The sequence below is a fragment of the Serratia montpellierensis genome, assembly GCF_020858655.1.
GTDB lineage: Bacteria > Pseudomonadota > Gammaproteobacteria > Enterobacterales > Enterobacteriaceae > Serratia > Serratia montpellierensis.
In genome coordinates this window covers 1-12,082 of the sequence record NZ_VOSN01000003.1, presented here as the reverse complement: position 1 = coordinate 12,082, position 12,082 = coordinate 1, and the positions used below count along the sequence as shown (strand labels likewise).

At 56.5% G+C, this 12,082-nt stretch carries 16 protein-coding genes; 10 read left to right on the top strand and 6 right to left on the bottom strand.

Going from position 1 to position 12,082, the window contains the following annotated elements; all coding sequences use genetic code 11:
- The first annotated feature begins 8 nt into the window (after positions 1-8).
- From FUU19_RS04030 to FUU19_RS04010, 5 genes are all read left to right on the top strand, one after another.
- Positions 9-998 (top strand): DNA-directed RNA polymerase subunit alpha, encoded by a 990-nt coding sequence (locus FUU19_RS04030; protein WP_002919219.1) that lies wholly within the window; start codon positions 9-11, stop codon positions 996-998.
- 40 nt (positions 999-1,038) lie between these two features.
- Positions 1,039-1,428 carry a 50S ribosomal protein L17 gene (gene rplQ, locus FUU19_RS04025; protein ID WP_004929726.1) on the top strand — a complete coding sequence of 130 codons (390 nt, stop codon included), beginning with the start codon at positions 1,039-1,041 and terminating at the stop codon, positions 1,426-1,428.
- A 152-nt stretch (positions 1,429-1,580) separates the two neighbouring features.
- Positions 1,581-1,955 carry a DnaJ family domain-containing protein gene (locus tag FUU19_RS04020; RefSeq protein ID WP_047729714.1) on the top strand — a complete coding sequence of 125 codons (375 nt, stop codon included), beginning with the start codon at positions 1,581-1,583 and terminating at the stop codon, positions 1,953-1,955.
- Positions 1,955-2,386: a Zn(2+)-responsive transcriptional regulator gene (zntR, locus tag FUU19_RS04015; protein WP_016930321.1), complete on the top strand. Its 432-nt coding sequence runs from the start codon at positions 1,955-1,957 to the stop codon at positions 2,384-2,386. The genes FUU19_RS04020 and zntR overlap by 1 nt, the downstream gene beginning before the upstream one ends.
- 75 nt (positions 2,387-2,461) lie before the next feature.
- Positions 2,462-2,668, top strand: coding sequence for an alternative ribosome-rescue factor A (locus FUU19_RS04010; RefSeq protein WP_047729715.1), 207 nt, complete (start codon positions 2,462-2,464; stop codon positions 2,666-2,668).
- 57 nt (positions 2,669-2,725) lie between these two features.
- Here the strand turns inward: FUU19_RS04010 and mscL are convergent, their stop codons facing one another.
- The 5 genes from mscL to def form a co-directional block, all read right to left on the bottom strand.
- A complete protein-coding gene (gene mscL, locus FUU19_RS04005) occupies positions 2,726-3,142 on the bottom strand; it encodes a large-conductance mechanosensitive channel protein MscL (protein ID WP_025304493.1) in 417 nt (138 codons plus the stop codon).
- A gap of 137 nt (positions 3,143-3,279) precedes the next feature.
- Positions 3,280-4,656 (bottom strand): Trk system potassium transporter TrkA, encoded by a 1,377-nt coding sequence (gene trkA, locus FUU19_RS04000; RefSeq protein WP_004929716.1) that lies wholly within the window; start codon positions 4,654-4,656, stop codon positions 3,280-3,282.
- Positions 4,657-4,711: 55 nt separating this feature from the next.
- A complete protein-coding gene (gene rsmB, locus FUU19_RS03995; protein WP_230489999.1) occupies positions 4,712-6,001 on the bottom strand; it encodes a 16S rRNA (cytosine(967)-C(5))-methyltransferase RsmB in 1,290 nt (429 codons plus the stop codon).
- 72 nt (positions 6,002-6,073) lie between these two features.
- Complete coding sequence (fmt, locus tag FUU19_RS03990) at positions 6,074-7,018, bottom strand: methionyl-tRNA formyltransferase (RefSeq protein ID WP_028127621.1); 945 nt, start codon at positions 7,016-7,018, stop codon at positions 6,074-6,076.
- A 17-nt stretch (positions 7,019-7,035) separates the two neighbouring features.
- A complete protein-coding gene (gene def / locus FUU19_RS03985; RefSeq protein ID WP_015379260.1) occupies positions 7,036-7,545 on the bottom strand; it encodes a peptide deformylase in 510 nt (169 codons plus the stop codon).
- Positions 7,546-7,678: 133 nt separating this feature from the next.
- Between def and dprA the strand changes: the two genes are divergently transcribed.
- Genes dprA through aroE form a run of 5 tightly spaced genes read left to right on the top strand, consistent with a single transcriptional unit; the run spans position 7,679 to position 11,223 of the window.
- Positions 7,679-8,800 carry a DNA-protecting protein DprA gene (gene dprA / locus FUU19_RS03980; protein WP_197834716.1) on the top strand — a complete coding sequence of 374 codons (1,122 nt, stop codon included), beginning with the start codon at positions 7,679-7,681 and terminating at the stop codon, positions 8,798-8,800.
- Complete coding sequence (gene smg / locus FUU19_RS03975; protein WP_025160381.1) at positions 8,772-9,245, top strand: DUF494 family protein Smg; 474 nt, start codon at positions 8,772-8,774, stop codon at positions 9,243-9,245. Before dprA ends, smg begins: the two co-directional genes overlap by 29 nt.
- Positions 9,246-9,270: 25 nt before the next feature.
- Positions 9,271-9,816, top strand: coding sequence for a DNA topoisomerase family protein (locus tag FUU19_RS03970; RefSeq protein WP_230490000.1), 546 nt, complete (start codon positions 9,271-9,273; stop codon positions 9,814-9,816).
- Positions 9,817-9,823: 7 nt separating this feature from the next.
- A complete protein-coding gene (gene tsaC, locus FUU19_RS03965) occupies positions 9,824-10,393 on the top strand; it encodes an L-threonylcarbamoyladenylate synthase type 1 TsaC (protein ID WP_141972231.1) in 570 nt (189 codons plus the stop codon).
- Positions 10,394-10,404: 11 nt separating this feature from the next.
- The gene (gene aroE, locus FUU19_RS03960) at positions 10,405-11,223 is read left to right on the top strand and encodes a shikimate dehydrogenase (protein ID WP_230490001.1); all 819 of its coding nucleotides are present in this window, start codon (positions 10,405-10,407) and stop codon (positions 11,221-11,223) included.
- A gap of 38 nt (positions 11,224-11,261) precedes the next feature.
- Here the strand turns inward: aroE and FUU19_RS03955 are convergent, their stop codons facing one another.
- The gene (locus FUU19_RS03955; RefSeq protein WP_004929699.1) at positions 11,262-11,804 is read right to left on the bottom strand and encodes a gamma carbonic anhydrase family protein; all 543 of its coding nucleotides are present in this window, start codon (positions 11,802-11,804) and stop codon (positions 11,262-11,264) included.
- Positions 11,805-12,082: the final 278 nt, after the last annotated feature.

The following is a 12,082-nucleotide window of genomic DNA, read 5'->3' as shown; positions in this document are numbered from 1 at the left end:
AGGACACAATGCAGGGTTCTGTGACAGAGTTTCTAAAACCGCGCCTGGTAGATATCGAGCAAGTCAGTTCGACGCACGCCAAGGTGACCCTTGAGCCTTTAGAGCGTGGCTTTGGCCATACTCTTGGCAACGCACTGCGCCGTATTCTGCTTTCATCTATGCCGGGTTGCGCGGTGACCGAGGTTGAGATTGATGGTGTACTGCATGAGTACAGCACCAAAGAAGGCGTACAGGAAGATATCCTGGAGATCCTGCTCAACCTGAAAGGGCTGGCGGTGAGAGTTCAAGGCAAAGACGAAGTTATTCTTACCCTGAATAAATCTGGCATTGGCCCTGTGACCGCTGCCGACATCACCCATGATGGTGATGTCGAAATCGTCAAGCCTCAGCACGTGATTTGCCACCTGACTGATGAGAACGCGGCTATCAGCATGCGTATCAAAGTTCAGCGCGGTCGCGGTTATGTGCCGGCTTCTGCCCGAATTCATTCGGAAGAAGATGAGCGCCCAATCGGTCGTCTGTTGGTTGACGCCTGCTACAGCCCTGTAGAGCGTATCGCCTACAATGTTGAAGCTGCGCGTGTAGAACAGCGTACTGACTTGGATAAGCTGGTCATCGAGATGGAGACCAATGGCACGATCGATCCTGAAGAGGCGATCCGCCGTGCGGCCACCATTCTGGCTGAACAACTTGAAGCTTTCGTTGACCTGCGTGATGTACGTCAGCCGGAAGTTAAAGAAGAGAAACCAGAGTTCGATCCGATCTTGCTGCGCCCTGTTGACGATCTGGAATTGACTGTCCGCTCTGCTAACTGCCTCAAGGCAGAAGCTATCCACTACATCGGTGATCTGGTACAGCGTACCGAGGTTGAGTTGCTGAAAACGCCAAACCTGGGTAAAAAATCTCTTACCGAGATTAAAGACGTGCTGGCCTCACGTGGTCTGTCTCTGGGCATGCGCCTGGAAAACTGGCCGCCGGCAAGCATTGCTGACGAGTAACCGGATCACAGGTTAAGGTTTTACTGAGAAGGATAAGGTCATGCGCCATCGTAAGAGTGGTCGTCAACTGAACCGTAACAGCAGCCATCGCCAGGCTATGTTCCGTAACATGGCCGGCTCTTTGGTTCGTCATGAGATCATCAAGACGACCCTGCCAAAAGCAAAAGAGCTGCGTCGCGTTGTTGAGCCGCTGATTACTCTTGCCAAGACCGACAGCGTAGCTAATCGTCGTCTGGCATTCGCCCGTACTCGTGATAACGAGATCGTGGCAAAACTGTTTAACGAGCTGGGCCCGCGTTTCGCGAGCCGTGCCGGTGGTTACACTCGCATTCTGAAGTGTGGCTTCCGCGCAGGCGACAACGCGCCGATGGCATACATCGAGCTGGTTGATCGTGCTGAGTCTCAAGCAGAAGTAGCAACTGCAGAGTAATCTGTAGACGCGTACGTAAAAAAACCGGGCTTGCCCGGTTTTTTTACGTCCAAATCCAGCCAAATGTGCGTAATTCCCCCGCCACGCTTAAGATCCCTGTCCCTATCCGCTATGCTAAGGCTTCATCATTAGGCTTACCGAGGCTGTTTGTCATGGGGTTGCTCGATCAATGGGCGGAACGTCATATCCTTGATGCCCAAGATAAAGGCGAGTTCGACAATCTGCCCGGCCAGGGCCAACCGTTGACGCTGGAAGATGACAGCGCGGTGCCGGCTGAACTCCGCGCCGGTTACCGTCTGCTGAAAAATGCCGGTTACCTGCCACCGGAGCTGGAAGATCGCAAAGAGGCGCTAACCGTTGCTCGCTTACTGCAAGGGATTAGCAGTGAGCATCCGGACTATGTCGAACTCAGCAAACGCATGGCGCTGCTGGAGCATCGATTGCGTCAGGCTGGGATGAGTACGGATTTCTTACATGGCGAATACCAGCGTGCATTGGACGGCAAATTCACCCGGGAGGAGAAGTAATGTTCAAGATAGGTCAGTTGGCCAAGCTTGCCGAAGTGACGCCGGATACCGTGCGCTACTATGAAAAGCAGGGCATGATGGATCACAATGTCCGCACCGAGGGCGGTTATCGGCTCTACACCGAGCAGGATCTGCAGCGGCTGCGCTTTATTCGCTATGCCAAGCAGCTGGGATTTACTCTGGAAACGATCGCCGAGTTGCTGTCGATCCGCGTCGATCCTGAGCATCATACCTGCCAGGAGTCAAAGTCGATCGTCGATGCGCGCCTGAGCGAAGTGGAAAGCAAGTTGGCGGAGCTGACGCGTATGCGCGAATCGCTGAAGCGGCTGAGTGATGCCTGCTGTGGTACCGCCCATACCAGCAACTACTGTTCTATTTTGGAAGCCTTGGAACAGGGCGCCAGCGATGACAAAGGTAAAAAAGGTTGCTGACGGCACTTTAATTTTTATACTGCCGGCAGTATTATCGGCTCGTTTTATTACCCTACCTTTTACAGGAGCATTACCATGACGAAATATCGTCACACTAAAGGCCAGATTCAAGATAACGCCATTGAGGCGCTGTTGCATGATCCGCTATTCCGTCAGCGGGTAGAAAAGAATGTGAAAGGCAAAGGCAGCTATCGGCGTAAAGAAAAACACAACAAAGGCGGTAACTGGGAGGCCAGTGGTAAACTATCAAACGATAAATTACCACTGGCCTTCTGGTTTTAAGCATTAAAAAAGCCACCTTTATCAGGTGGCTTTTTATTGGCATAACCAAACGCTGTTTTACAGTTTTGGCTGCTGTTGCTGGCTCAGCAAGTCACGGATTTCCGTCAGCAGTTTCTCTTCTGCGGTAGGTGCTGGCGGCGCTGCCGGAGCCTCTTCCTGCTTGCGGCGCATTTTGTTCATCAATTTAATCGCCAGGAAGATAGCGAAGGCGACAATCACGAAGTCGAATACGGTTTGAATGAATGAACCGTAGTTCATTACCACCGCCGGTACGGCGCCCTGAGCTTCACGTAATACCAGATGGAACTGTTTAAAGTCGACGCCGCCGATCAGTAAGCCCAGCGGTGGCATGATGATATCGGCCACGAAGGACGAAACGATCTTGCCGAATGCAGCACCGATAATCACACCGACAGCCAAATCGACCACGTTGCCACGCATGGCAAATTCGCGAAACTCTTTCAACATACTCATAGAACGCACCCCTTGCAGAATTAATAACTCAAGTTTAACAAAGCAATTTCCCTTTGCCACAAAAGGAGAGAAGTTTTATCTCCTCTTAAGGCAGAGAACAACTACGCGATTATAGACCATCGCCTAATAAATTCGTTCTACAAGAAGAACGGGCTCGGTTGGAACAAGCGTTCAACGTCCGGCACGAATTTCTTGTCGGTAATAAACATGATGACGTGATCGCCTTGTTCGATTTTGCTGTTGCCGTTGGCAATGATCACGTCGTCGCCACGCACGATCGCACCGATGGTGGTACCCGGCGGCAGCTTGATGTCTTCGACGATGCGGCCGACCACTTTGGACGTGCTTTCATCCCCGTGGGCAATCGCTTCGATCGCTTCCGCCACGCCGCGGCGCAGCGACGAAACGCTGACGATATCCGCTTTGCGCACGTGCCCCAACAGGGCGGAGATGGTCGCCTGTTGTGGTGAAATGGCGATATCGATCACGCTGCCTTGTACCAGATCGACATAGGCGCGGCGCTGGATCAATACCATTACCTTCTTGGCGCCCATGCGCTTAGCCAGCATGGCGGACATGATGTTGGCCTCATCGTCGTTGGTGATAGCGATGAAGACATCCACCTGCTCGACGTGCTCTTCGGCCAGCAGCTCCTGGTCGGAGGCATCGCCGTAGAACACGATGGTATCGTGCAACTGTTCGGCCAGTTCGGCGGCGCGTTGCTGATTGCGCTCGATCAGTTTGACGTTGTAGTCTTTTTCCAGCTTGGCGGCCAGGCCGGCGCCGACGTTGCCGCCACCGACGATCATGATGCGCTTATACGGTTTCTCCAGCCGCTGCAGTTCGCTCATCACCGCGCGGATGTGCTGTGATGCGGCGACGAAGAAGACTTCATCACCGGCTTCGATAATGGTCGAGCCCTGCGGCCGGATCGGTCTGTCCTGGCGGAAAATAGCGGCGACGCGGGTGTCGATATGCGGCATGTGTTCGCGCATCGAAGAGAGCGCATTGCCGACCAGCGGGCCACCGTAATAGGCTTTAACCGCGGCGATGCTGACTTTACCTTCGGCGAAGTTGACCACCTGCAGCGCACCGGGGTATTCAATCAGTTTGTAGATATAGTCTATGACCAACTGCTCCGGTGAAATCAGATGGTCGATTGGCACTGCTTCCGGCAGGAACAGTTTCTCCGACTCGCGGATATATTCCGGTGCGCGGATGCGGGCGATACGGTTGGGGGTGTTAAACAGAGAATAGGCGATCTGGCAGGCGATCATGTTGGTTTCGTCGGAGTTGGTGACGGCAACCAGCATGTCGGCGTCTTCTGCGCCGGCTTCGCGCAGCACTCGAGGGTGGGAACCATGTCCCTGAACCACCCGCAGATCGAATTTATCCTGCAGCTGACGCAACCGGCCGGAATCAGTATCGACGACGGTGATGTCGTTGTTTTCACCCACCAGGTTTTCCGCCAGCGTCCCGCCAACCTGACCGGCACCAAGAATAATTATTTTCATCGTGTTCTCTGCTTCACACTGAAAGACTTAGGGCGCGCACGCACGCCCCGAAGCATTACATTTTAATCAGCTTAGCGTAAAAGAAGCCATCGCCGTCCTCGGGATGCGGGATATTCTGCCGCCCAGGCCGCTGCACATCGCCGGTTTCAACCAGCTTGGCATCGGCGTGGCGTTGCAAGAACGCGGCGATCTGGCTGCTGTTTTCATCCGGCAGGATAGAGCAGGTGGCGTAAACCATCACGCCGCCCGATTTCAGATGCGGCCAGACGGCTTCCAGGATCTCCGCCTGCAGCGCGGCGAGTTCGGCGATGTCGCGATCGCGGCGCAGCCATTTGATGTCGGGGTGACGGCGGATCACGCCAGTGGCGGAACAAGGTGCATCCAGCAGGATGCGATCGAACTGTTTGTCGCCGCACCATTGTTGCGGCGTACGGCCATCGCCCAGCTTAACTTCTGCGTGCAAACGCAGACGCTGCAGGTTTTCCTTTACCCGCGCCAGACGCTGTTCGTCGATATCCACGGCCATGACGTGCGCCTTCGGCGCCGCTTCCAGAATATGCGTGGTTTTGCCGCCAGGCGCGGCGCACAAATCGAGGATCTGTTCACCGTCTTGCGGATCCAACAGATCGACACAGCCCTGGGCTGAGGCATCTTGCACGGTGACCCAGCCGTCGGCGAACCCAGGCAGATCGGTTACGGCGCAAGGCGCCAGCAACCGCACTGCGTCGGCATAGTCTGCATGAGGCTCCGCGGCGATGCCGGCGTCGGTCAACAGCTGCAGGTAAGCTTCGCGGCTGTGATGCAGGCGGTTGACGCGCAGCCACATCGGTGGCTTCTGGTTGTTGGCGTCGACGATCTGTTCCCAGTTGGCGGGATAGGCTTGTTGAAGGCGTTTCAGCAACCAGCTCGGGTGCAGATAGCGGCTGTCATTGTTGGCGGCGCGCTGCAGCAGCTCTTCCTGTTGGCGCTGGAATTGCCGCAAGACGCCGTTAATCAGGCCTTTCAACTGCGGGCGTTTCAGCGCCACTGCGCCTTCCACCGTTTCTGCCAGCACGGCGTGCGCCGGGATGCGGGTATACAACAGCTGATACAGGCCGACCATCAGCAAATAGTGCAGCGTACGCTGCTTGCCGGTGAGCGGCTTGGCCATCAATTGCTGAATGCACCACTCGAGCTGCGGCAGCACGCGCAACGTGCCGAAACACAGTTCCTGCAGCAACCCGCGATCTTTATCGTTGATGGTGGTTTGCAGCGCCGGCAGGACAGTGCTGAGCGACTGCCCTTGATCCAGCACCTGGCCGATGGCTTTGGCAGCGATGCTGCGGAGATTGTAATTATTTTTCATAGGCTGAAGCTGATAACGATCGGCATTAAGAAAATAACGGCCCGGCGATGAACGGCCGGGCAGTGGGGTGACTTACAGCCGGTTACCCGGGGTAAACCATTCACGACGTGAATTTAAAAGGTCTTGCGCCGACATCGGTTTCTTGCCGGCGGGCTGCAGTTGGATCAGATTGAGGATGCCGTCGGCGGTCGCCACCTGAATGCCGTGCTTGTCGGCATGGACAACGGTGCCTGGCTCCGCGTTGGCGCTTTGCGCCAGTACGCTGGCTTGCCACACTTTCACCGGTTGATCGTCGATGGTGAAGTAGCTGACCGGCCAAGGATTGAAGGCGCGGATGCAACGCTCCAGCTGAGCGGCGGACAGTGTCCAGTCCAGGCGAGCTTCTTCTTTGCTCAGCTTCTCTGCGTAGGTGACCAGCGCTTCGTCCTGCACTTCGCGGGTGGCGCTGCCATCGGCCATTTGGCGCAGCGTAGTCAGCATGCCCTGCGGGCCGAGCTGCGCCAGTTTGTCGTAGAGACTGGCGCTGGTATCGCTGCTCTCAATCGGGCAGGCAATCTTGTGCATCATGTCGCCGGTATCGAGACCGACGTCCATCTGCATGATGGTCACGCCGGTTTCGCTGTCACCGGCCCAGAGCGAACGCTGGATCGGCGCCGCGCCGCGCCAGCGAGGCAGCAGCGAGCCATGTACGTTGATGCAACCGAGACGCGGCATATCCAGCACCGCCTGCGGCAGGATCAGCCCGTAGGCAACCACCACCATCACGTCGGCGTTGAGATCGGCCACCAGGCGCTGGTTCTCTTCGGGGCGCAGCGATTTGGGCTGGAAGACCGGCAGTTGGTGTTGCTCGGCCAGCACTTTGACCGGGCTTGGCGTCAGCTTGTTGCCGCGGCCTGCCGGGCGATCCGGCTGGGTAAAAACGCCGACAATCTGGTGCTCAGATGACAACAGCGCGTCAAGATGACGCGCTGCGAAGTCTGGTGTTCCGGCGAAAATAATCCGTAAAGAGTCAGACACGTTGATTTCCTGATCGGTTAGGCGCGGGCTTGAAGCTTGGCCATTTTTTCCAGTTTCTGACGAATGCGCTGACGCTTGAGCGGCGACAGGTAATCGACGAACAGTTTACCCATCAGGTGATCCATCTCGTGCTGGATGCAGATCGCCAACAGGTCGTCCGCTTCCAGCTCGAAAGGTTTGCCTTCGCGATCCAGTGCGCGGATCTTCACCTGCGCGGCGCGCGGCACTAACGCACGCTGCTCGGGAATGGAAAGACAGCCTTCCTCGATGCCGGTTTCGCCGCTCTTTTCCAGCAGCTCAGGGTTGATCAGCACCAGGCGCTGATCGCGATTCTCGGAGACGTCGATCACGATAATGCGCTGATGGATATCCACCTGAGTCGCAGCCAGGCCAATGCCTTCCTCTGCGTACATGGTTTCAAACATATCATCCACGATGCGCTGGATATCTGCATTGACTTCTTTTACCGGCGCTGCGACTTTGCGCAGACGCTCGTCTGGGAAATGTAATACCTGCAAGACTGACATATATCTTTAGATCTGTATCCGAGTAATGAACGAGGTTTAACCTCTATTCTAGACATTTCCCGGCCTGATTGACAGCATTGCGCACCAATTGCTCAGATTGGTAATACCACTGTTTTTGCTGAGGGAACAGACGATGCGGCCGGAAGAGATCGCTTTACGGATGAGAGGGGTAACGGGGCTGCAGACCGTTGTGGCCAGCCGGATCGTGCGGCAGCTATCGCAAATGGGGTGCGAGCCTCGCCGCGTGCTGCATGAGCTGGGATTGAACGAACGGCAGCAGACGCAGTTCAACCAGGCGGATCCCGGTTATCTGGCGGCGACCCTGCGTTGGCTGGAGCTGCCGGCGCACCGTATGCTGAACTATGGGGCGGCCGGCTATCCGGAACGCCTGGCCCAGATCGATGATGCGCCGCTGTTTTTGCTGATCGAGGGCGATCCTCAGGCGTTGCTGCACCCGCAGCTCGCCATGGTTGGCAGCCGGCAGTTCAGCCACTACGGCGAGCGTTGGGCCAATTATTTCGTCGAGGAATTGGCGCGTTGCGGTTTCACCATCACCAGCGGTTTGGCGATCGGCATCGACGGCATTTGCCATCGCGCAGCGCTGGCGGCCGGTGGTTGCACGGTCGCGGTGTTGGGCAGCGGGCTGGCCAATGTTTATCCACGCCGGCATCGCAGGCTCGCGGAGCAGATTGTCGAGCTGGGCGGCGCGGTGATTTCAGATCATTTGGTCACCGATTTACCTCTGGCCGACCATTTTCCACGCCGCAACCGCATTATCAGCGGGCTCAGTCTGGGCGTTCTGGTCATAGAGGCTTCGTTACGCAGCGGTACGCTGGTGACGGCTCGTTATGCGCTGGAGCAGGGGCGTGAAGTGTTTGCCTTGCCGGGGCCGTTAGGGAACCCGATGAGCGAGGGCACACATTGGCTGATCCAACAGGGCGCGCACCTGGTCACCGGGCCGAAAGATATCGCCGAATTATTGGGAAGCGGCCTTCAATGGCTGTCACTGAACGAAAATACAACTATTTGTGCGTCGCAGGCTGAAGTTGAATTGCCATTTGCCGATGTGTTGGCTAACGTAGGAGATGAGGTGACACCTGTTGACGTCGTCGCTGAACGTGCCGGCCAACCTGTGCCAGTGGTGGTAATCAAGTTACTCGAGCTGGAGTTAGCAGGGTGGATCGCAGCTGTACCCGGCGGCTATGTCCGAATAAGGAGGGCAAGCCATGTTCGACGTACTCATGTACTTGTTTGAAACTTATATCCACAATGAACCAGAGATGCGCGTCGATCAGGATCAACTGACGGATGATCTCGCTCAGGCGGGGTTTCATCGGGATGATATCTACAACGCGTTGAATTGGCTTGAAAAGTTGGCTGACCTGCAAGAAGGTCAAAATGCCCCTTACTTTATGGATGCCGATCCGCTGGCAATGCGGATCTACACCGAAGAAGAAGGTGCGCGTTTGGACGCCGGCTGCCGTGGTTTTCTCCTGTTCCTGGAACAGATTCAGGTATTGAACCTCGAAACCCGTGAAATGGTTATCGACCGCGTTATGGCCTTGGATAATGCGGAATTCGATCTCGAAGATCTGAAATGGGTCGTGTTGATGGTGCTGTTTAATATCCCCGGATATGAAAGCGCCTATCAGCAAATGGAAGAACTGTTGTTTGAAGTGAACGAAGGTTATCTGCATTGAGCCGATAACGTGAATAGAAGACGTTATGACAAAAAACGCGATTTTTGCCGCCAGGCAAAATGAACCCTGTCCGGAATGCGGGGCCGATCTGGTGATCCGTAGCGGTCGCCACGGCCCCTTCCTCGGCTGTTCCCAGTATCCTGAATGCCAATATATTCGCCCGCTGAAAGCGCAGGCCGATGGGCATATCGTCAAGGTGCTGGATGGGCAGCAGTGCCCGAAGTGCCAGGCGACGTTGGTGCTGCGCCAGGGGCGCTATGGCATGTTTATCGGTTGCAGCGACTATCCGCAGTGCGATCACACTGAAGTGATCGATAAGCCTGACGAAACCGCCATTACCTGTCCGCAGTGCGGTCAGGGCAAACTGCTGCAGCGTAAGTCTCGCTACGGCAAGGTTTTTCACTCCTGCGATCGTTACCCGGAATGTCAATTCGCCCTCAATGTTAAACCCGTCGCCGGTGAATGTGCCTATTGCCATTATCCGCTGCTGATGGAAAAGCGCACGGCAAAAGGCCCCGTCCTGTGCTGTGCCAGCAAGCTGTGCGGAAAACCTGTCGCGACTACAGAATAATCACATCATGAACTCAGAATTAAGCCCGAATCTTTTATCTATCATCGATGCTTTGCATCAACAGCAGGTGATTGCCTATCCCACCGAAGCGGTATTCGGTCTGGGATGCGATCCCGACAGCGAACAGGCGGTCAATGCTCTGCTGGCATTGAAACAGCGGCCGTGGGAAAAGGGGCTGATTCTGATCGCCGCCGACTATGCGCAGCTTAAGCCTTATATCGACGACAGCGCGCTCAGCGAACAGCAGCGCGCGACGATGTTCGCCAGCTGGCCAGGGCCGGTAACCTGGGTGTTGCCTGCTCGCCCGGAGACGCCGCGTTTGTTGACCGGGCGTTTCAGCTCGCTGGCGGTACGCGTCAGCGATCATCCGTTGGTGCAGCTGCTGTGCCGGCAGTACGGCAAGCCGCTGGTGTCGACCAGCGCCAATCTCAGTGGGCTGGAGCCGTGCCGCAGTGCGGATGAGGTCACTCGGCAATTCGGCGAAGCTTTCCCGGTATTGGTCGGCGAGGTGGGTGGCCGTCTTAATCCTTCCGAAATCAGAGATGCTCTGACCGGCGAGCAGATCCGTCAGGGCTAGAGGTAATGGGCATGGAGAAGTTTGCGGTATTTGGCAACCCTATCGGCCACAGCAAGTCGCCGCGAATTCATGCGCTGTTTGCTGCCCAGACCGGCATTGAGCATCCTTATGGGACAGTGCTGGCGCCGCTGGACGGTTTTGAAACCAGCCTGCAGGCGTTTATCCACGCCGGAGGGCTGGGGGCGAACGTCACGGTACCCTTCAAGGAGCGAGCTTATTCGGCCGCTTCTGAGCTGAGCGAGCGTGCAGCGATGGCCGGGGCGGTCAATACCCTGAAGGTATTGCCGCATGGCGGTCTATTGGGGGATAACACCGACGGCATCGGTTTGTTGACCGATCTGCAGCGTCAGCAATTGATCCGGTCGCAGGATCGCATTCTGCTGGTGGGCGCCGGCGGCGCGGCGCGCGGTGTGATCCTACCGCTGCTGTCTTTCGGCTGCCGGCTCACGATCACCAACCGCACCTTCAGCCGGGCTCAGGAGTTGGCCGACGCTTTCCGGCATTTGGGTGAGATCTCGGCGGCGCCGATGGATCAACTGGATCAGCAAGCGTTCGATCTGGTGATCAATGCGACGGCGTCCGGCATCAGCGGGGAGATTCCGGCCTTGCCCGCGGGCGTAGTCAACGCGCAAACCCGTTGCTATGACATGTTCTATCAGCAGGGCGTCACGCCCTTCCTGGCCTGGGCGCAGCAGCGGGGGGCAACGGAATATGCCGATGGGCTGGGTATGCTGGTGGGGCAGGCGGCGCATGCTTTCCTGCTTTGGCACGGAGTGATGCCAGAGATCGAGCCGGTATTGCGCCAGCTGCGCAGCGAGCTGGCGGCATAAATCCTACCCCGTTCTCTTTATAGGGAACGGGGCGCCCATCAGATGTCTTCCGACAGGTATTCGTCTTTCCAGCGTACGTAGTTGTTAGAAGAATAAAGCAATCCCTCCAACTCGGCGGCGGTCAACGGCCGAACCTGGCGTGCCGGGCTGCCCATATAAAGATAGCCGCTCGCCAGGCGCTTGCCCGGCGCCACCAAACTGCCGGCGCCAATCATTACGTCGTCTTCTACTACTACACCGTCCAACAGGATCGATCCCATACCGACCAGCACCCGGTTGCCGATGGCGCAGCCGTGCAGCATCGCCTTATGGCCCACGGTCACGTCTTCCCCAATCAGCAGGGGATAACCGTCTGGGTTGTGTTCGGAACGGTGAGTCACATGCAGTACGCTGCCGTCCTGAATATTGCTGCGCGCGCCGATCTTTACCGCATTGACGTCGCCGCGGATAGCGACCAGCGGCCAGATGCTGACGTCATCCGCCAGATCGACGTCGCCGATCACGACGCTGGAAGGATCGATCAAGACGCGCTGACCGAGTTTAGGGGTGTATTGAAGATAAGAACGTACTGCATCGGACATAATGCTGCCTCACGTCGGGATCATATTTACCGGCAATACTAGACTCTGGCGATGGAATTACAACCAATCGCCGCGCCGGATCCTGCGGAAAATGGCCCTGGTCGCACAAGATCCATCCGGAAGGGCTGAAAAGTGTGCAAACAGAAAGAAAAGATCAAAAAAGGGGTTGTGCAAAAAACTCGGATCCCTATAATGCGCCTCCATCGACACGGCGCAAGTGATTCACTTCACACAGCGGCCGGGAAGAAAGAGAAAAAATCCTGAAAATTAGGGTTGAC

Bases quoted from the DNA above. Each gene is read 5' to 3' on its own strand.
- FUU19_RS04030 (WP_002919219.1), top strand. From the start codon at position 9: ATGCAGGGTTCTGTGACAGAGTTTCTAAAACCGCGCCTGGTAGATATC.
- rplQ (WP_004929726.1), top strand. From the start codon at position 1,039: ATGCGCCATCGTAAGAGTGGTCGTCAACTGAACCGTAACAGCAGCCAT.
- FUU19_RS04020 (WP_047729714.1), top strand. From the start codon at position 1,581: ATGGGGTTGCTCGATCAATGGGCGGAACGTCATATCCTTGATGCCCAA.
- zntR (WP_016930321.1), top strand. From the start codon at position 1,955: ATGTTCAAGATAGGTCAGTTGGCCAAGCTTGCCGAAGTGACGCCGGAT.
- FUU19_RS04010 (WP_047729715.1), top strand. From the start codon at position 2,462: ATGACGAAATATCGTCACACTAAAGGCCAGATTCAAGATAACGCCATT.
- mscL (WP_025304493.1), bottom strand. From the start codon at position 3,142: ATGAGTATGTTGAAAGAGTTTCGCGAATTTGCCATGCGTGGCAACGTG.
- trkA (WP_004929716.1), bottom strand. From the start codon at position 4,656: ATGAAAATAATTATTCTTGGTGCCGGTCAGGTTGGCGGGACGCTGGCG.
- rsmB (WP_230489999.1), bottom strand. From the start codon at position 6,001: ATGAAAAATAATTACAATCTCCGCAGCATCGCTGCCAAAGCCATCGGC.
- def (WP_015379260.1), bottom strand. From the start codon at position 7,545: ATGTCAGTCTTGCAGGTATTACATTTCCCAGACGAGCGTCTGCGCAAA.
- dprA (WP_197834716.1), top strand. From the start codon at position 7,679: ATGCGGCCGGAAGAGATCGCTTTACGGATGAGAGGGGTAACGGGGCTG.
- smg (WP_025160381.1), top strand. From the start codon at position 8,772: ATGTTCGACGTACTCATGTACTTGTTTGAAACTTATATCCACAATGAA.
- FUU19_RS03970 (WP_230490000.1), top strand. From the start codon at position 9,271: ATGACAAAAAACGCGATTTTTGCCGCCAGGCAAAATGAACCCTGTCCG.
- tsaC (WP_141972231.1), top strand. From the start codon at position 9,824: ATGAACTCAGAATTAAGCCCGAATCTTTTATCTATCATCGATGCTTTG.
- aroE (WP_230490001.1), top strand. From the start codon at position 10,405: ATGGAGAAGTTTGCGGTATTTGGCAACCCTATCGGCCACAGCAAGTCG.
- FUU19_RS03955 (WP_004929699.1), bottom strand. From the start codon at position 11,804: ATGTCCGATGCAGTACGTTCTTATCTTCAATACACCCCTAAACTCGGT.